Origin of the sequence: Allobosea sp. (assembly GCF_051860145.1) — a bacterium.
GTDB lineage: Bacteria > Pseudomonadota > Alphaproteobacteria > Rhizobiales > Beijerinckiaceae > Allobosea.
In genome coordinates, this window is record NZ_JBHYEM010000001.1 from 660,791 (window position 1) to 678,291 (window position 17,501).

At 66.6% G+C, this 17,501-nt stretch carries 13 protein-coding genes; 10 read left to right on the plus strand and 3 right to left on the minus strand.

Annotated features, from left to right (window positions below):
- The first annotated feature begins 232 nt into the window (after positions 1-232).
- Both ACTIF2_RS03055 and ACTIF2_RS03060 read left to right on the plus strand, forming a co-directional pair.
- Positions 233-691, plus strand: coding sequence for a (2Fe-2S)-binding protein (locus ACTIF2_RS03055; protein WP_439495540.1), 459 nt, complete (start codon positions 233-235; stop codon positions 689-691).
- Positions 688-2,988 carry a xanthine dehydrogenase family protein molybdopterin-binding subunit gene (locus ACTIF2_RS03060; RefSeq protein ID WP_439495541.1) on the plus strand — a complete coding sequence of 767 codons (2,301 nt, stop codon included), beginning with the start codon at positions 688-690 and terminating at the stop codon, positions 2,986-2,988. Before ACTIF2_RS03055 ends, ACTIF2_RS03060 begins: the two co-directional genes overlap by 4 nt.
- 155 nt (positions 2,989-3,143) lie before the next feature.
- Here ACTIF2_RS03060 and ACTIF2_RS03065 read toward each other — a convergent pair whose 3' ends face one another.
- Together ACTIF2_RS03065 and ACTIF2_RS03070 are read right to left on the minus strand one after the other, a co-directional pair.
- On the minus strand, positions 3,144-4,061 hold the full coding sequence (locus ACTIF2_RS03065; protein ID WP_439495542.1) for a LysR family transcriptional regulator: 918 nt from the start codon (positions 4,059-4,061) through the stop codon (positions 3,144-3,146).
- Complete coding sequence (locus ACTIF2_RS03070) at positions 4,058-4,225, minus strand: hypothetical protein (RefSeq protein WP_439495543.1); 168 nt, start codon at positions 4,223-4,225, stop codon at positions 4,058-4,060. Before ACTIF2_RS03070 ends, ACTIF2_RS03065 begins: the two co-directional genes overlap by 4 nt.
- Here ACTIF2_RS03070 and ACTIF2_RS03075 point away from each other — a divergent pair.
- From ACTIF2_RS03075 to ACTIF2_RS03110, 8 genes are read left to right on the plus strand one after another with little or no spacing between them, the layout of a single operon-like run.
- The gene (locus ACTIF2_RS03075; RefSeq protein WP_439495544.1) at positions 4,224-5,711 is read left to right on the plus strand and encodes an aldehyde dehydrogenase; all 1,488 of its coding nucleotides are present in this window, start codon (positions 4,224-4,226) and stop codon (positions 5,709-5,711) included. The genes ACTIF2_RS03070 and ACTIF2_RS03075 overlap by 2 nt on opposite strands.
- Complete coding sequence (locus ACTIF2_RS03080) at positions 5,701-7,368, plus strand: class I adenylate-forming enzyme family protein (RefSeq protein WP_439495545.1); 1,668 nt, start codon at positions 5,701-5,703, stop codon at positions 7,366-7,368. The genes ACTIF2_RS03075 and ACTIF2_RS03080 overlap by 11 nt, the downstream gene beginning before the upstream one ends.
- A gap of 15 nt (positions 7,369-7,383) precedes the next feature.
- Positions 7,384-8,961, plus strand: a complete 1,578-nt coding sequence (locus ACTIF2_RS03085) for a phytoene desaturase family protein (RefSeq protein WP_439495546.1) — start codon at positions 7,384-7,386, stop codon at positions 8,959-8,961.
- Positions 8,958-9,860, plus strand: coding sequence for an amidohydrolase family protein (locus ACTIF2_RS03090; protein WP_439495547.1), 903 nt, complete (start codon positions 8,958-8,960; stop codon positions 9,858-9,860). Before ACTIF2_RS03085 ends, ACTIF2_RS03090 begins: the two co-directional genes overlap by 4 nt.
- A 53-nt stretch (positions 9,861-9,913) precedes the next feature.
- Positions 9,914-11,473 (plus strand): ABC transporter substrate-binding protein, encoded by a 1,560-nt coding sequence (locus ACTIF2_RS03095; protein ID WP_439495548.1) that lies wholly within the window; start codon positions 9,914-9,916, stop codon positions 11,471-11,473.
- Between the two features lie 53 nt (positions 11,474-11,526).
- Complete coding sequence (locus ACTIF2_RS03100) at positions 11,527-12,498, plus strand: ABC transporter permease (RefSeq protein WP_439495549.1); 972 nt, start codon at positions 11,527-11,529, stop codon at positions 12,496-12,498.
- Positions 12,495-13,379, plus strand: a complete 885-nt coding sequence (locus ACTIF2_RS03105) for an ABC transporter permease (RefSeq protein ID WP_439495550.1) — start codon at positions 12,495-12,497, stop codon at positions 13,377-13,379. Before ACTIF2_RS03100 ends, ACTIF2_RS03105 begins: the two co-directional genes overlap by 4 nt.
- Positions 13,369-15,015, plus strand: coding sequence for an ABC transporter ATP-binding protein (locus tag ACTIF2_RS03110; protein ID WP_439495551.1), 1,647 nt, complete (start codon positions 13,369-13,371; stop codon positions 15,013-15,015). Before ACTIF2_RS03105 ends, ACTIF2_RS03110 begins: the two co-directional genes overlap by 11 nt.
- A gap of 36 nt (positions 15,016-15,051) precedes the next feature.
- Here ACTIF2_RS03110 and gyrB read toward each other — a convergent pair whose 3' ends face one another.
- Positions 15,052-17,475 (minus strand): DNA topoisomerase (ATP-hydrolyzing) subunit B, encoded by a 2,424-nt coding sequence (gyrB, locus tag ACTIF2_RS03115; RefSeq protein ID WP_439495552.1) that lies wholly within the window; start codon positions 17,473-17,475, stop codon positions 15,052-15,054.
- Between the last annotated feature and the right edge of the window lie 26 nt (positions 17,476-17,501).

Consider the following 17,501-nt stretch of genomic DNA (forward strand, 5'->3'; position numbering starts at 1 on the left):
CAATCGGATTGCGCCGCTAATCGGCAGGGCCCGATGCTGCTAACGTCGATAGTCGACCGGCTCGGTGACCATGGGCCAGCACGCTCGGCACTGCGACTTTCCTCTCACGATAACTTGCGCAGGGGCAGCTTGCGTTCTGCCGCCCGGAAGCGCTGCATGGCCCCGATCAGAGCCTCGCTGCCGCATGTCACAGACGGGCCTGGATATCCGGGTCGCGAAGAAGGAGATGCTGATGACCACCCTCGTCGTGAACGGGACGGAGCGCCGCTACGACGGCGATCCCGAGATGCCGCTGCTCTGGTATCTGCGGGACGAGCTCGGTCTGACCGGCACCAAGTTCGGTTGCGGCATCGCCGCCTGCGGAGCATGCACCATTCACCTCGACGGAATGGCCGTACGCGCCTGCCAGACGCCGATCTCGGCCGCAGCGGGGCTCGCGGTCACGACGATCGAGGGATTGTCCCCCGACGGCAACCACCCGGTGCAGGCCGCCTGGCGCGACCTCAACGTCTCGCAGTGTGGTTATTGCCAGCCGGGCCAGATCATGCAGGCCAGCTTTCTGCTGAAAGAGACGCCGAACCCGAGCGACGAGGACATCGACGGCGCGATGAGCGGCAATCTCTGCCGCTGCGGAACCTACCCGCGCATTCGCGCCGCCATCAAGCAGGCTGCCAAGGGAGCGCGGCCATGACGGAGCATGTTCCGAATCCGAGCGGCACTCTCGCCAATGTCAGTCGCCGGAATTTGCTTCAGGGCATCGGCGCCGGCGTTTTCGTGCTCGCCGCGGGCCTGCCCGTCGCAACGTCCGCGCAGGACAAGAAATTCGGCGCCGACGGCATGCCCAATGGCTGGCGCGACGATCCGGCGGTCTTCATCTCCCTGGCCGAGGACGGCACCGTCACCATTACCTGCCATCGCTCGGAGATGGGACAGGGAGTGCGCACCTCGCTCGCGATGGCGGTCGCGGACGAGCTCGAGGCCGACTGGGCTCGGGTGCGGGTCATGCAGGCCTGGGGCGACGAAGAGCGCTTCGGCAACCAGGACACGGATGGATCGCGCAGCCTGCGCCACTGGTTCATGCCGATGCGCCGCGCCGGCGCTGCCGCGCGAACGATGCTCGAGCAGGCGGCGGCGACGCAATGGGGCGTGGCGCTGGCCGAGGTTCGCGCCAGCAACCACGCCGTCGCTCATGCCGCCAGTGGACGCAGCCTCGGCTATGGTGCGCTTGCCAAGGCCGCATCGGCTCTACCGGTGCCCGATCGCGGCAGCGTGCGGCTCAAGCCGGCGACCGCCTTCCGTTACATCGGCAAGGATACGATCGGCCTCGTCGACAACCAGGACATCACCACGGGCAAGGCCGTCTACGGCATCGATGCCCGCGCCGACGGCATGCTGTTCGCCGTCGTCGCCCGGCCGCCGGTCTATGGCGGCAAGGTCGCGTCCCATGACGCGTCGGAGACCCTGAAGGTGCCGGGCGTGGTGAAGGTCATCACCATCGATCCTCCGGCGATCCCGTCCGAATTCGAGCCGCTCGGCGGGATAGCCGTCATTGCCCGCAATAGCTGGGCCGCCATCAAGGGCCGCGAGGTGCTGAAGGTGACCTGGGAGGATGGCCCGAACGCGGTCTATTCCTCCGACAGCTACCGCGCCCGTCTCAGCGAGGCGGCAGGCAAGCCCGCCACGGTCGTCCGCAATGAAGGCGACGTCGAGCGCGCCATGGCGTCGTCGGCCAAGCGCGTCACGGCCGAATATTACATTCCGCATCTCGCCCAATCGCCGCTCGAGCCGCCGGCGGCGCTGGTCCGTATCGTCAATGGTGAGGCCGAGGCATGGGCCTGCAGCCAGGCCCCGCAGGTGACCCGCGCGCGCCTCGCCAAGCGGCTTGGCCTGCCGGTCGAGAAGGTCAAGGTCAACATCACGCTGCTCGGCGGCGGGTTCGGGCGCAAGTCAAAGCCCGATTTCGTCATCGAGGCCGGGATCTGCTCGCAGGCGATGGACGGCGCGCCGGTCAAGCTGATGTGGACGCGCGAGGACGATCTCCATCACGGTTATTACCACACGGTCTCGGTCGAGCGGCTGGAGGCCGGGCTCGACGGGTCCGGCAAGGTCACCGCCTGGCTGCATCGAAGTGCAGCTCCGACCATCGGTTCGATTTTCGCCCCGGATGCCAAGCATGAGCTGCCATTCGAGCTCGGCATGGGGCTGGTCAACCTGCCCTTCGACATCCCGAACATCCGGGCCGAGAACCCGGAGGCGCCCGCCCATGTCCGCATCGGCTGGTTCAGGGCCGTCTCGAACATTCCCCATGCCTTCGCGGTGCAGTCCTTCGTCGCCGAGCTTGCCCACGCGGCCGGCCGCGACCCGAAGGACTACCTGCTGGAGCTGATCGGTCCGGCGAGGCTCGTCGATCCGACCAGGATCGGCGATCTCTGGAACCATGGCGAGGATCCGGAACGCTATCCGATCGACACCGGACGCCTGCGGCGCGTGATCGAAACCGCGGCGCAGGGGATAGGCTGGGGACGTAGCTTGCCCAAGGGCAGCGGGCTCGGCATCGCCGGTCACTACAGCTTCGTCAGCTATATCGCCGTGGCAGTGGAGGTCGCCGTCGGCGAGCGCGGGGGGCTTTCGATCCCGCGCGTCGACATCGCGATCGATTGCGGGCCGATGGTCAATCCGGACCGCGTCCGCTCGCAAATGGAGGGCGCTGTCATCATGGGGGCCGGCATCGCGAGCTCGGCCGAGATCTCCTTCAAGAACGGCCGCGCCGAACAGGACAATTTCGATACCTACGAGCTGACGCGAATGGATTCGGCGCCGCGGGATATTCGCGTGCATCTCCTGCCCGCGGGCGATTACGAGCGCCCACTGGGCGGCGTCGGCGAACCCGGCTTGCCACCCGTCGCACCAGCCATCGCCAACGCGGTGTTCGCTGCGACCGGCAAGCGGATCAGGCAATTGCCGATCCGCGATCAGCTCGGCGCCTGATCGGCTTTTTGCCTTGCAGGCTCGCCCATTGCCCGGGCGAGCCTGAGGAACCATGAGCTCGCGAAAACGTGGGCTGCGAGGCGGAAGGCGACACGCCAGGCTGCTGAGGCCGGTGGCGGCGGGGACCGCCTTGTTTCGTTCATCAGAACCGGGCGTCAAAGCCTGAAAATGAGATTCTCGTCGGAGGTGTGGGCCGCGAAGACGCTGCGGATGACCTGAAGGAATTCGGTCGCGGCGATCGACAAGGGCCGGTTGGGCGGGAAGACGAAGCGAGGCCGGATCTCCATCGTTGGCGACAAGGGCTTGATCACCACCTCGGGGAACAAGCCGGACAGCGGCGTGAAGGGATCGATCAGCCCGACCCCCAGCCCCTTGCTCGCCATGACGCAGGCGATCAGCGACTGGTTCGTCGAGAGCGGAATCACCGACGACATGTCGAGCGCGCTGAGACGCTGCCTGATCTGCAGCCCGACCAGGGTTTCCTCGAAGAAGGTGATGATGTTCTCGCCCCTCAGATCGCCGAGCTGGATCAGGCGCTTCCTGGCGAGCCGATGCCCGCGCGCGAACACGCAGCCGATATGGGCGCGGCAGAGTTCCTCGGTCCGCAATGTCCCTTCGACGGTGGCCGCGTCGGTCAGGCCGATATCGACCTGATTGTTGGCCACCTCCTCCACGACTTGCCGTGTGGCGAGTGCCCGAACTCTGACGAGAGCCTGCGGTCGCCTGGCCCGGTACTCTGCAACGGCGGATGCCACGATCGACGCAGCCAGCGTCGTCGCGGTCGCGATCGAGACCTGGCCGACATGCCCGCCGCCGATCTCCGTCGCCAGCCGCTCGACCTCCTCGACTGCGCCGAACACCTGATCGACCTTCGGCAAGAGCAGTATGCTCTCCGGCGTGGGTTGCAGCCGCCCCTTGATGCGCCGGAAGAGCGGAACGCCGACCTCCCACTCGATCTGCTGCAGGGTCTTGGTGACGGCCGGCTGCGACACCGCCAGCAGGCGTGCCGCCGCCGAGACGCTGCCCGTCTTCATCACGGCCCGGAAAACGGCCAGATGGCGGACGTTGATCATGGCTCGCCTCCCGATTCCGCATGCCAGCTTCCCTCAGAAGCCATAACTTTTGAGAATTTTTCAACTGCGATCTTTCTATTTGTGGTGATGGTTTTCTGTTCATAACCTCGCTGCTCAGAGACCGATCGCGCCGATGCTGGCGTGCAGATCACGAGCAGAGCCATGACCGCCCATCCCGCATATCCGCCCGGCGCCGCCATGCGCGTCTCCCTGCCGAGCCAGGCCTTCATCGACGGCCGCTATGTCTCCGCGCTGTCGGGCGAGACGCTGCCCTGCATCTTCCCGGGTGACGGCAAGCTGCTCGGCCATGTCGCCGCCTGTGACGCGGCGGATGTCGATGTCGCCGTCGCCTCGGCTAGGAAAGCGTTCGATGCCGGCCATTGGTCGCGCATGGCTCCCCAGGAGCGCCGCAAGGTGCTGCTGCGCTTCTCCGAGCTGATCCTCGCCCATCGCGACGAGCTCGCGACGCTCGAGACGCTGAACGTCGGCAAGCCGTTCGCGAACGCCCAGAACGGCGACATCCCCTCCGCCGCCGCCTGCATTGCCTGGTTCGGCGAGGCGATCGACAAGATGTATGGCGAGGTCGGCCCGACGCCGCACGACCTGACGGCCGTGCTGACGCGCGAGCCGCTGGGCGTGGTCGCCGCAGTGGTGCCCTGGAACTATCCGCTCTCGATGGCGGCCTGGAAGCTCGGGCCCGCCCTCGCCGCCGGCAATTCGGTGATCCTGAAGCCTGCCGAGCAGTCGCCCTATACAGCGTTGCGGATCGCGGCGCTGGCGGTGGAGGCCGGGCTGCCGGAAGGCGTCCTCAACGTGATATCCGGCTACGGCGCCACGGCCGGTCAGGCGCTCGGCCGGCACATGGATGTCGACTGCGTGACCTTCACCGGCTCGACCGAAGTCGGCAAGCTGTTCATGCGCTATGCCGGCGAGAGCAATGCCAAGCGCGTCAGCCTGGAACTCGGTGGCAAGTCGCCCCAGCTCGTGCTGGCCGACAGCGACCTCGACGCGGCGGCAGCGGGCGTCGCGGCAGGGATTTTTGGCAATGCCGGCCAGGTCTGCAACGCCGGTTCCCGCCTCGTCGTCGAGCGCAAGGTCAAGGACGAGCTGCTCGCACGCATCGTCAAGCATGCCGGCGCTCTCAAGATCGGCGATCCCTTCGATCCCGCCACCAAGCTCGGCCCGCTGGTCAGCAAGGAGCAGCACGAGCGCGTGCTGGGCTATATCGCGTCCGGCCGCACGCAGGGCGCCACGGTTGTCACCGGCGGCGGGCGCCCCGCGGCGCAGGCCGAGGGCTACTTCGTCGAACCGACTATCTTCGACAATGTCGGCAACGGGATGACGATCGCCCAGGAGGAGATCTTCGGGCCGGTGCTGTCCACGATCACGGTCGACAGCTTCGAGGAGGGCGTGGCGGTCGCCAACGACACGATCTACGGCCTCGCCGCAGGCGTCTGGACCAACGATATCCGCAAGGCGCAGCGCGCCGCCAAGGCGATCCGCGCCGGCGTCGTCTGGGTCAACTGCTTCGACCGCGGCAACATGTCGGTGCCGTTCGGCGGCTTCAAGCAGTCCGGCCATGGCCGGGACAAGTCGCTCCACGCCATCGAGAAATACACCGACTGGAAGGCCACCTGGTATGCCTGCTGAGGTCGACACCCTGTCCAGGCGCGAGCGCGTCGCAGCAGAGCCGGTGCCGTCCGTCGCCGAGCGCCGCCTTACGATCGAGGCCGAGCCATTGCCGCGCAACATCGCCGCCCTGATCGCCGAGGCGAGCCGGGCCGGCGGCGAAAAGCTGGTCTGGAATTTCTTCGAAAGCGGCGAGACGCTGACCTATGGCGATCTCGAGCCGCGCGTCCACGCGCTCGCCGACGGGCTGCGATCGATCGGGGTCCGCCGCGGCAGCCATGTCGCGGTGATGTTGCCGAACAAGGCGGCGATGCCGCTGACCTGGCTGGCCATCGCCACGATCGGGGCCGTCATGGTGCCGGTCAACAACAGCTATAGCGAGCGCGAGATCGTCTATGTCCTCGGTGACAGCGAGGCGGAATATGCGGTGGTGGACGAGAGCTGCCTTGCCGCTGTCGAGAACGTCCTGGCGCGTGGCGAACTCACGCTCGATCCGGCCAAGATCGTCGTCTCCGGCGATGCGCACGGCCCCTATCGCAGCCTCGAAGCGCTGATGCTGCATCGGCCGGGCTCCGCCTTCGTCGACGAGGCGGTCGGCCATGATGACCTGCTCAACATCCAGTACACCTCGGGCACGACCGGCTTCCCGAAGGGCTGCATGCTGTCGCAGCGCTACTGGATCGGCGCCGGCAAGGTGAATGCCTTCCGCGACGGGCGGCGCTACCGCAATGTCCTGGCCTCGACGCCATTCTACTACATGGACCCGCTCTGGCTGCTGCTGATGAGCCTCTATCAGGGCGCGACGCTCCATGTGGCGAAGCGCCAGAGCGCCTCGCGGTTCATGGAATGGGTGCGACGCTACGAGATCGAGTTCTGCCTGCTGCCGGTGCTCACCATCAAGCAGCGGCCGCATGCGGACGACCGCAGCAATGCCGTCATCCGCTCGAACGTGTACGGGGTCTCGAGGCTGACCCATGCCGCGCTCGAGGAGCGCTTCGACCTCTGTGCCCGCGAGGCCTTCGGCATGACCGAGATCGGCCCGACGCTGTTCATGCCGATCGAGGCCGTCGACATGGTCGGTTCCGGCTCCTGCGGCGTCCCCTGCCCGTTCCGCGAGGTGCGCATCGCCGACGAGCACGGCAACAGCCTGCCTCCCGGGGAGATCGGCGAGTTGCTCGTGCGCGGACCCGGCATCCTCAAGGGTTACTACAACCGCCCCGACGCCACGCGCGACGCCTTCCACGGCGACTGGTTCCGGACGGGCGATCTCTTCCGGATGGACGAACGCGGCTATCTCTACATCGTCGGGCGGATCAAGGACGCGATCCGCCGCAGCGGCGAGAATATCGCCGCCCGCGAGGTCGAGGCCGTCCTCAACTCCTTCGACGGCGTGGCCGAAGCGGCGGCGGTTCCGGTCCCGGACGCGACGCGCGGCGAGGAGATCAAGGCGCTCGTCGTCTGGAGCGGGGGCGTGCCGGCCGAGCAGGAGCTGAGCGCGCTGATCGCCCATTGCCAGCGCAATCTCGCGCCGTTCAAGGTGCCGCGCTATTTCCAGTTCGTCGCCGAGCTGCCCAAGACCTCGTCGGGCAAGATCGCCAAGCATCAGCTTGCCGCCGGCGCCCCAGATCCGCTCGCCCCCGTCTATGATCGCGCGGCCCCGGCCGCCACATCACCATGAAGGCGGGATCGCGGCATGCATGACGTCGTCATCATCGGAGCGGGGCATAACGGCCTGGTCTGCGGCGCCTATCTCGCCAAGGCCGGCTACAAGGTTCTGGCTCTCGAGCGCCGTGACCTCATCGGCGGAGCCTGCGTCACCGAAAGCCCCTGGCCGGGCTACAAGGTGTCGTCGGCCTCCTATCTGATGTCGCTGCTGCAGCCGAAGATCATCCTCGATCTGGAGCTGAAGACACACGGTCTCGAGGTGCTCGAATCGGCGCCGACCACCGCGCTTCTCGACGGCGGGCGCAGCTTCACCTTCTGGGCGGATGCGGAGCGTCTCCACGGCGAGATCGCGACGCTCTCAGCGCGCGATGCCGATGTCTATCGCGAATACCGGGCCCATCTCGCCCGGATGACGCCGTTCATCCGCGAGATCATCTGGGAGACGCCGCCGGATATCGCCGCAAGGAGCATCGGCAAGCTGCTCGGCTCGGCCCGTTTCGCCTTGAAATATTTCAAGTATCGGCACCTGTTCAACGACATCTACGACATCATGACGATGAGCGCGTACGACTATCTGACGCGCTGGTTCGAGAACGACACCGTCATCGCCCTGCTGGGCTACTATGTCACCGGCGGCGGCACGAACGCCTCGATGACGATGCCGGCGACGGCCTTTTCCTGCATCCGGCCGCTCGTGCGCGACAACACGACCGCGGCGGGCGGCGGCGGCTTCGTGCGCGGCGGGATGGGCGCGATCTCGGAAGCGATCGCGCGCAGCGGCGCCGCCCATGGCCTCGACGTGCGGACGAACGCCGCCGTCACGCGCATCCTCGTCGAGAAGGGGCGGGCCGCCGGGGTCGAGCTCGTCGATGGCGAGATCGTCAGGGCGCGCTGCGTCGTCTCGAACGCCAACGCCAAGACGACCTTCCTCAAGCTCTTGCCATCGGCCGCGCTGCCAGCGCCCTTCCGGGCGAGCATCCGCAACATCCGGACGCGCTCGGGCATCTTCAAGGTGCATCTGGGCGTCTCGAAACTGCCGGATTACACCGCCTTCTCGGCGTCGCCCGGGCTGCCCTATCCCAGCGCGATCCGCATCGGCTCCTCGGTCGCCTATCTCGAAAAGGCCTTCGACGACGCGAAGCACCAGCCGGCCTCGGACGAGCCTTTCCTGACGATCATGGCGCCGAGCGTGCACGATCCGTCGCTCGCTCCCGCGGGACAGCATCTTCTCTCGATCATGGGCGGCCATGTCGCCTATCAGGACGATCCCTCGGGCCTGGCCCAACTCCGCGCGACGATCCTCGAGCGTGTGCTCGCGACGATCGAACGCCATGCGCCGGGCTTCCGTCCGCATGTGCTGCACAGCGAGGTGCTGACGCCGAACGATCTGGAAGAGCGCTTCGACCTGCCGGGCGGCCATGTCCATCACGGCGACCAGACGCTGGACCAGGCCTTCACCAACCGACCCGTCGGCGGCTTCGCCGACTACCGCTCGCCGATCCCGGGCCTCTATCTGTCGAGCTCCTCGACCCATCCGGGCGGCGGCGTGACCGGCGTGCCCGGCCACAACGCCGCCCGCGAAATCGCAAGGGATCTGCGCCGATGACAACCGCCGCCCCCTCCATTGCGAGCGCTCCCGCACCGGCCCGCCGCCGGCTCATCGACTGGTCGACGAAGCCGCCCTTGCCGGAGACCTCGATCAAATCAGCGCATCTGAAGAACTACGACCGCGTCTACGCCTCGACGATTCCGGAGGCGCGGGAGGAAACGACAGAGGAAGCGCTCCAGCGCTATCTCGCCGCCTATGACGCCGCCGGTGCCGACCACGTCGTCGTCAAGGCGCGCGACCTCGAGAGCACCTTCGGCGTCAAGATCTCCAACGCCGAGGTCGCCGCCTTCTGCGCCCGCCATGGCGAGCGCTTCATCGGCTTCGCCGGTGTCGACCCGCACAAGGGACCGGCGGCGCTGCGCGAGCTCGAGCATGCGATCAAGGAGCTCGGCCTCAAGGGGCTGAACATCCAGTGCTTCGAGCACAAGCTCGCGATCAACGACCCGCTGCTCTACCCGCTCTATGCCAAATGCGTCGAACTCGACATCCCGGTGAACATCCATTGCGGGGTGAATTTCTCGACGCAGGCCTCGATGGCCTATGGCCGGCCCTATCTGCTCGACGAGGTGATGATCGCGTTCCCGGGCCTGCGCGCCTGCGCGGCGCCGCCCGGCTGGCCCTGGGTGCATGAACTGATCGCGGTGGCCTGGAAGCACACCAGCCTGATGATCGGCCTCGTCTTCGTACGGCCGAAATATCTGAGCGTGCCGGAGTCGGGCTACGGGCCGTTGCTGCAATACGGCAAGAAGATGCTGCGCGACCGGATCATCTTCGGCTCCGGCTATCCCACCTTGCCACTCGATTCCGCGCTGGCGGAGATCGACGAGCTGCCGCTCGACGACGAGACGCGCGACCTCTGGCTCTACGGCAATGCCGCCCGCCTGCTGAGACTCTGAGGAGAGAGTCTGCGACCGACACGAACGACCAACCAAAAAGAAGGGGAACGACGATGTCTGACGATCACCGAGGGAATGGCCTGTCCCGCCGCGAGATGCTCGCAGCCGCCGCGGCAACCGCCTCGCTGCCGCTCTTTAGCCGCGAGGCCTTCGCCGCCCCCAAGCGCGGCGGCTTCATGCGGGTCGGCACGAATGACGGCTCACAGACCGACTCGCTCGACCCCGCCACCTGGCCCGGTTCGTTCACCGGCGGCGCCTTCGGCGGTTCGATGTGCAACAACCTGACCGAGATCATGCCGGACCGCAGCGTCGCCGGCGATCTCGCCGAAAGCTTCGAGGGTTCGGAGCAGTCGAAGCGCTGGGTCTTCACGCTGCAGAAGGGCGTGACCTTCCATGACGGCCGCAGCCTCACCGCCAAGGACGTCGTCGCCTCGATGATGCATCACGTCGGGGCGAACACGAAGTCCCCGGCCAAGGTCATCTTCGCGCAGCTCGACACGGTCAAGGCCGAGGACGACCGGACGGTCGTCTTCACCCTCAAGGGCAGCAGCCCCGACTTCCCCTACATGCTGTCGGACTACCACCTGCCGATCATGCCGGCGAAGGAGGACGGCGCGATCGACTTCTCCAAGCCCATCGGCACCGGGCCGTTCGTGCTCGAGCATTGGGTGCCGGGCAGCCCGGCGAAGTTCAAGCGGAACCCGAACTATCACAAGAACAGCAAGCCCTATTTCGACGAGGTGGAGTTCGTGCCGATCCCGGACGTGGTCGCGCGCACCAATGCGCTTCTCACCGGCGAGGTCCAGTTCATCAATAATCTGGACATCAAGACGCTGGCGATGCTGCGGCGCAACCGCAATATCCGCGTCAACAGCACGCCGAGCATGCGCCACTTCGCCTTCGACATGAACACGCAGGTGGCGCCCTTCGACAACCCGCATGTCAGGCTGGCGCTGAAATACGCGATCGACCGCGAGGAGATCCTCGACAAGGTCTTCTTCGGCAACGCCACGGTCGGCAATGACAACAACGTCGCCAGGAGCCTGAAGTTCTGGGCCGAGACGCCGCCCCAGTACACATACGACGTCGAGAAGGCGAAGGCGCATCTGAAGCAGGCCGGCCTGACCTCCGTCACGGTCGATCTGTCGGTGTCGGACGCCGCCTTCCCCGGCGCCGTCGCGGCCGCGCTGCTCTTCAAGGACCAGGCGGCGCGGGCCGGCATCACGGTCAACGTCGTGCGCGAGCCCGACGACGGCTACTGGAGCAAGATCTGGCGCCAGAAGCCCTTTGCGGGCGTCGACTGGTACGGCAGGCCGACCGTCGACTGGCTGTTCTCCACCACGCTGGCCAGGGGCGCGGCCTGGAACGACACCAAATTCGATCACGCGCGCTTCAACGAGCTGCTTGAGCAAGGGCGGATCGAGACGGACGAGGGCAAGCGCGCCGCGATCTATCGCGAGATGCAGCAGATCGTGCATGACGAAGGCGGCATGCTCGTCCTCGCCTTCGCCAACTATCTCGACGGCTGTTCGACCAAGATCGCCAGCGGAGAGATCGGCGGCGTGTATCCGATGGACAATTTCAAGCTGACGGAGCGCTGGTGGATGGCGTGAGGCGAGCTGTGCGCGCGGACCGCCCGGCCGCGCGCCGCCTGAAGGAGACGGCCATGGGAGCCCAAGTCCTGCGTTTGCTGGCGATGCGCCTCCTTATGGGGCTGGCGACGCTGCTCGTCGTCTCCATGCTCATCTTCTTCAGCGTCGGCCTGCTGCCGGGCGACTATGCGACCGAGATCCTCGGTCAGAGCGCGACGCCCGACATCGTCGCCCGCTTCCGGCACGAGCTCGGCCTCGACGAGCCGGCGCTGCAGCGCTACCTCACCTGGCTCATGGGCCTGTTCCGGGGCGATCTCGGCCGCTCCTACGCCTCGCATGACGGCAATGCCCGCCTGGTCTCCGACATCATCGGCATACGTCTGATGAACTCGTTCTTCCTGGCCGGCGTCACCGCGCTCGTCGCGGTGCCGCTTTCGGTCGGCCTCGGCATCCTCGCCGCCCGCTTCCGCGGAAGCTGGCTCGACCGCATCCTCAACAGCACGACGCTGGCCGCGATCTCCTGCCCGGAGTTCTTCATGGCCTATCTGCTGATGCTGATGCTCTCCGTGCATTTCAACGTGTTCTATTCGCTCGCGACTGTCGGGCCCGGCATGGACCTTTTCGCCAAGCTCCAGCGGATCGTGCTGCCGGTCATGACGCTGACCCTGATCATCACCGCGCATATGATGCGGATGACCCGCACCGCCGTGCTCGACGTGCTCGCCAACCCCTATATCGAGATGGCGCGCTGCAAGGGGCTCTCTCAGAGCCGTATCCTGCTACGGCACGCCCTGCCCAACGCCTGGGCTCCGATCGTCAACGTCGTCGCCTTCAACCTGTCCTATCTCGTCGTCGGCGTCGTCGTCGTGGAGGTCGCCTTCGCCTATCCCGGCATCGGGCAGACGATGATCGACGCCGTGCGCACGCGCGACGTGCCCGTCATCCAGGCCTGTGCGCTGATCTTCGCCGCGACCTACATCGTGGTGAACCTGCTCGCCGACGCGATCGCGATCGCGACCAATCCCAAGCTGTTATACGCAAGATGAGCGACGCCTCCCTCTCTCCCGAAACTGCGCCCCTCCGCCCTGCCGGAGAGGGTCCCCCTGCGCGCCGCTGGCGGCTCACCCCGGCCGTCTCGATCGCCTTGGCGGTGATCGGGCTCTATGTGGTCGCCGCCGTCTTCGCGCGCTGGATCGCCCCCTATGGTCAGGCCGAGATCGTCTCGCGCGTTCCCTTCGAGGCCTGGGGCGGTCCCTTCCTGCTCGGCACCGACCAGCTCGGCCGCGATGTCTTCAGCCGGCTGATCTACGGCGCGCAGAACACGATCGGCATCGCCTTCGCGACGACCTGCCTCGCCTTCCTGATCGGCGTCGTGCTCGGCTCCTTTGCGGCGCTGTCGCCCGGCTGGCTGGACCATGCGCTGTCGCGCACCGTCGACGCCTTCATGGCGATTCCGCAGCTCGTCTTCGCGCTGGTCCTGCTCGCCATCTTCGGCACATCGGTGCTCAACCTGATCCTGATCATGGCGGTCATCGACTCGACGCGCGTCTTCCGGCTTAGCCGCTCGGTGGCGATGAACATCGCCGCTCAGGAATTCGTGCAGGTCGCGCAGCTTCGGGGGGAATCGAAGCTCTGGATCCTGCTCCACGAGATCCTGCCCAACATGACGTCCACCATCGTCGCAGAGTTCGGCCTGCGTTTCTGCTTCGTGTTCCTCACCATCGCGGCACTGTCCTTCCTCGGCGTGGGTATCCAGCCGCCGGCGGCCGACTGGGGCTCGATGGTGCGGGAGACCGCGACACTGATCACCTATGGCGACCCCACGCCGCTCCTGCCGGCCATCGCCATCGCCATCCTCACGATCAGCATCAATGTGGTCATCGACTGGTATCTTCACGTCATCGGCGGACTCAAAGATGGCCATTGAGAACGGCCATTCCGACATCCTTCTCGCGATGCGCGGCCTGCGGATCGAAACCGCCGGTGAGGCCGGCGGCCAGCCGATCCTGCACGGCGTCGATCTCGATGTCAGGCGGGGCGAGGTTCTCGGCGTCATCGGCGAGTCGGGCGCGGGCAAATCGACCATCGGCCTTGCGGCGCTCGGGCTGACCCGTCCCGGCTGCCACGTCGCGGGCGGCGGCGTGAGCTTCGACGGCATCCCGCTATTCGGAGCCGCCCCGGCCGCCGCACGCAGGCTGCGCGGCGGCCGGATCGCCTATGTCGCGCAAAGTGCGATCGCCTCCTTCAACCCGGCTCACAGGCTTCTCGCGCAGACGATCGAAGGTTGTCTCGTCCATGGCCTGCTGTCGCGCGACGCGGCCGTCGCCAGGGCGAAGGACCTCTACGCCCAGCTCCAGCTGCCCGACCCCGCACATTTCGGCGACAGGTTCCCGCATCAGGTCTCGGGCGGGCAGCTCCAGCGTGCGATGATCGCGATGGCGCTGATGTCGGACCCCGATCTCGTCGTCTTCGACGAACCGACGACGGCGCTCGACGTCACCACCCAGATCGAGGTGCTGCGGTCGATCAAGTCGCTGGTCGAAAGCCGCGACATGTCGGCGATCTATGTCACCCATGACCTCGCGCTGGTGACGCAGGTCGCGCATCGCATCCTCGTGCTGCGCTATGGCCGCGTCGTGGAATGCGCGCCGACGCGCGCGATGCTGGCCGAGCCGAAGGACCCCTATACGCGCTCGCTCTGGGCGGTGCGCCAGCTTCAGAAGAGCCCGGCGGCGCCGTCAGTGCCGCTGCTCACGCTATCCGGCATCCAGGCAGCCTATGGCGACCTCACGGTCCTGCACGGCATCGACATCGCCGTTCAGCGCGGCCACACGGTCGCGCTGGTCGGGGAATCGGGGTCCGGAAAATCCACGATCGCAAAAGTCGTCACCGGCGTGATGCCTTCGACGTCGGGTCAGGTCCTGTTCGACGGAACGGTCCTGCCTCCCAATCTGCGCCACAGGTCGCCGGGTCAATTGCGCCGAATTCAGCTCGTTCACCAGAATCCCGACAGCGCGCTCAACCCGCGCCGGACGATCGAGCAAAGCCTGGCAAGGCCGCTCGCGATTTTCCAGAGCGTCCCGCGTTCGCTGCGGCGCCGGAAAGTGACCGAGCTGCTCGATCTGGTCGGGTTGCCGCATGCGTGCCTGTTCCGGCGGCCGGGCGAATTGTCGGGCGGCGAGAAGCAACGCGTCGCGATCGCCCGCGCGCTCGCCGCCAAGCCCGATATCATCGTCTGCGACGAGGTGACGTCGGCCCTCGACCAGATCGTCCAGCGCGACATCCTGGAGCTGCTAGGCCGATTGCAGCGCCAACTCGGCGTAACCTATGTTTTCATCACCCATGATCTCGCAACAGTTCGCGCTATCGCGGACGACGTCGTCGTGCTGCGCCGGGGCAGTGTCGTCAGGCAAGGCAAAAAGGACGAGGTCCTGTCGCCGCCCTACGATTCCTACACGGAACTGCTCATCGCGTCGGTCCCAGAAATCGACCCAGATTGGCTCGACCGGACGCTCTCGAAGGGCGGATTGCCCGGGAACCAGGGCCAATTGTCCCTGGTGTGATGCATTGCCTGCCCGCTCCGAACAGGATACGGCCGCTCAGGTATCGACGGTCGCCGTGAGCGCGTTGCTCTGGATGAATTCGCGGCGCGGCTCGACCACGTCGCCCATCAGCTTGACGAAGAGATCGTCGGCCTCGTCGTTCTGGTCGTTCTTGACCCGGAGCAGCGAGCGCACGTCGCGATCGAGCGTCGTCTCCCAGAGCTGCTCGGGATTCATCTCGCCCAGGCCCTTGTAGCGCTGCAGCGAGACGCCCTTCTTGCCGATGGCGCTGACCGCGTCGAACAGGTCGGTCGGGCCGTTGACGATATGGTCGTCGCCCTTGCGGCTGAGCACGCCCGGCTTGGCATAGGCCTCCTGCAGCGAGACGGCCGCAGCGTCGAGCTTGCGCGCCTCGGCGCTGGCGAGCAGGCCTGAGTCAAGCGCCGCGACCTGCTTCACGCCGCGCACCAGGCGCGAGAAGACGAAGCCGCCTTCGCTGACATGGCCTTCCCAGCCGCGCTCGAGATCGTCGGAGATCGCGTCGAGCCGGCGTGCCACATAAGCGGCCGCCTCATTCGCCTGCTGCTCGCTCTCGTCGGTCAGCGGGTGCAGCGCGCCGGCGATCGCCATCTGCTCGACGACGCGCCGGTCATAGCGCGAATGCAGCTGCTGGAGCGTGTTGCGGATGCCGCGCGCCTCTTCGATCAGGCCGCGCAGGTCGGCGCCGCCGCGCTCGGCGCCATCGCCGGTGCGGAAGACCGCCCCGTCCAGCGTCGAGTCGACCAGGTACTGCTCGAGCGCCCGCTCGTCCTTGAGATAGGTCTGCGACTTGCCGCGCGCCGCCTTGTAGAGCGGCGGCTGGGCGATGAAGAGATGGCCGCGCTCGATCACCTCCGGCATCTGCCGGTAGAAGAAGGTCAAAAGCAGGGTGCGGATATGGGCGCCGTCGACATCGGCGTCGGTCATGATGATGATCTTGTGGTAGCGCAGCTTCTCGATGTTGAACTCCTCGCGGCCGATACCGGCGCCGAGCGCCGTGATCAGCGTACCGACCTGCTCGGAGGAGAGCATCTTGTCGAAGCGCGCCCGCTCGACGTTGAGGATCTTGCCGCGCAGCGGCAGGACGGCCTGGTATTCGCGCGCGCGGCCCTGCTTGGCCGAGCCGCCGGCCGAGTCGCCCTCGACGATGAAGAGCTCGGACTTGGCCGGATCGCGCTCCTGGCAGTCCGCCAATTTGCCCGGGAGCGAGGCGATGTCGAGCGCGCCCTTGCGGCGGGTGAGGTCGCGCGCCTTGCGGGCGGCCTCGCGCGCGGCGGCCGCTTCCGCGACCTTGCCGACGATGGTCTTGGCCTCGTTCGGATGCTCCTCGAGCCAGGTCGAGAGCGCCTGGTTGACGATGTTCTCGACGACCGGACGGACCTCGGAGGAGACCAGCTTGTCCTTGGTCTGCGACGAGAACTTGGGATCGGGCACCTTGACCGAGACGATCGCGGTCAGGCCCTCGCGGCAATCGTCGCCGGTGAGCGAGACCTTTTCCTTCTTCAGGATGCCGGAGCTTTCGGCATAGCCGGTGATCTGGCGGGTCAGGGCGGCGCGGAAGCCGGCGAGATGGGTGCCGCCGTCGCGCTGCGGGATGTTGTTGGTGAAGCAGAGCACGTTCTCGTGGTAGCTGTCGTTCCACCAGAGCGCGACATCGACGGTGATGCCGTCCTTCTCAGCAGAAAGCATCACGGGCTTCTCGACGATCGCCGTCTTGGCGCGGTCGAGATAGCGCACGAAAGCTTCGACGCCGCCCTCGTACATCAGCTCCTCGCGGACGATTTCGGCATGGCGGGCATCGGTCAGGACGATGCGCACGCCCGAATTCAGGAAGGCGAGCTCGCGCAGGCGGTGTTCCAGCGTCTTGTAGTCGAACTCGATCATGGTGAAGGTCTGCTGCGACGGGGTGAAGGTCACCTCCGTGCCGCGCTTGTCGCCGGCCGGGCCGACCACCGCGAGCGGCGCCACCGCGTCGCCGTGGTGGAACTCCATGAAATGCTCGTTGCCGCCGCGCCAGATGCGCAGCTTGAGCGAGACCGAGAGCGCGTTGACGACCGAGACGCCGACGCCGTGCAGGCCGCCCGAGACCTTGTAGGAATTCTGGTCGAACTTTCCGCCGGCATGGAGCTGGGTCATGATGACCTCGGCGGCGGAAATGCCTTCCTCGCTGTGGATATCGACCGGGATGCCGCGGCCATTATCCGTGACGGTCACGGAACCCTCGGCGTTCAGCGTCACCGTGACGAGGTCGGCATGGCCCGCAAGCGCCTCGTCGATGGCGTTGTCGACCACCTCATAGACCATGTGATGCAGGCCCGAGCCGTCATCGGTATCGCCGATATACATGCCGGGGCGCTTGCGCACCGCATCCAGGCCTTTGAGAACCTTGATGGAATCGGCGCCATAGGCGGCGTTTTCAAGGTCGCGGGCAGCTTCGTTCATGTCGGGGGTCCTTCAACGGGCGAGAC

Bases quoted from the DNA above. Each gene is read 5' to 3' on its own strand.
- ACTIF2_RS03055 (WP_439495540.1), top strand. From the start codon at position 233: ATGACCACCCTCGTCGTGAACGGGACGGAGCGCCGCTACGACGGCGAT.
- ACTIF2_RS03060 (WP_439495541.1), top strand. From the start codon at position 688: ATGACGGAGCATGTTCCGAATCCGAGCGGCACTCTCGCCAATGTCAGT.
- ACTIF2_RS03065 (WP_439495542.1), bottom strand. From the start codon at position 4,061: ATGATCAACGTCCGCCATCTGGCCGTTTTCCGGGCCGTGATGAAGACG.
- ACTIF2_RS03075 (WP_439495544.1), top strand. From the start codon at position 4,224: ATGACCGCCCATCCCGCATATCCGCCCGGCGCCGCCATGCGCGTCTCC.
- ACTIF2_RS03070 (WP_439495543.1), bottom strand. From the start codon at position 4,225: ATGGCTCTGCTCGTGATCTGCACGCCAGCATCGGCGCGATCGGTCTCT.
- ACTIF2_RS03080 (WP_439495545.1), top strand. From the start codon at position 5,701: ATGCCTGCTGAGGTCGACACCCTGTCCAGGCGCGAGCGCGTCGCAGCA.
- ACTIF2_RS03085 (WP_439495546.1), top strand. From the start codon at position 7,384: ATGCATGACGTCGTCATCATCGGAGCGGGGCATAACGGCCTGGTCTGC.
- ACTIF2_RS03090 (WP_439495547.1), top strand. From the start codon at position 8,958: ATGACAACCGCCGCCCCCTCCATTGCGAGCGCTCCCGCACCGGCCCGC.
- ACTIF2_RS03095 (WP_439495548.1), top strand. From the start codon at position 9,914: ATGTCTGACGATCACCGAGGGAATGGCCTGTCCCGCCGCGAGATGCTC.
- ACTIF2_RS03100 (WP_439495549.1), top strand. From the start codon at position 11,527: ATGGGAGCCCAAGTCCTGCGTTTGCTGGCGATGCGCCTCCTTATGGGG.
- ACTIF2_RS03105 (WP_439495550.1), top strand. From the start codon at position 12,495: ATGAGCGACGCCTCCCTCTCTCCCGAAACTGCGCCCCTCCGCCCTGCC.
- ACTIF2_RS03110 (WP_439495551.1), top strand. From the start codon at position 13,369: ATGGCCATTGAGAACGGCCATTCCGACATCCTTCTCGCGATGCGCGGC.
- gyrB (WP_439495552.1), bottom strand. From the start codon at position 17,475: ATGAACGAAGCTGCCCGCGACCTTGAAAACGCCGCCTATGGCGCCGAT.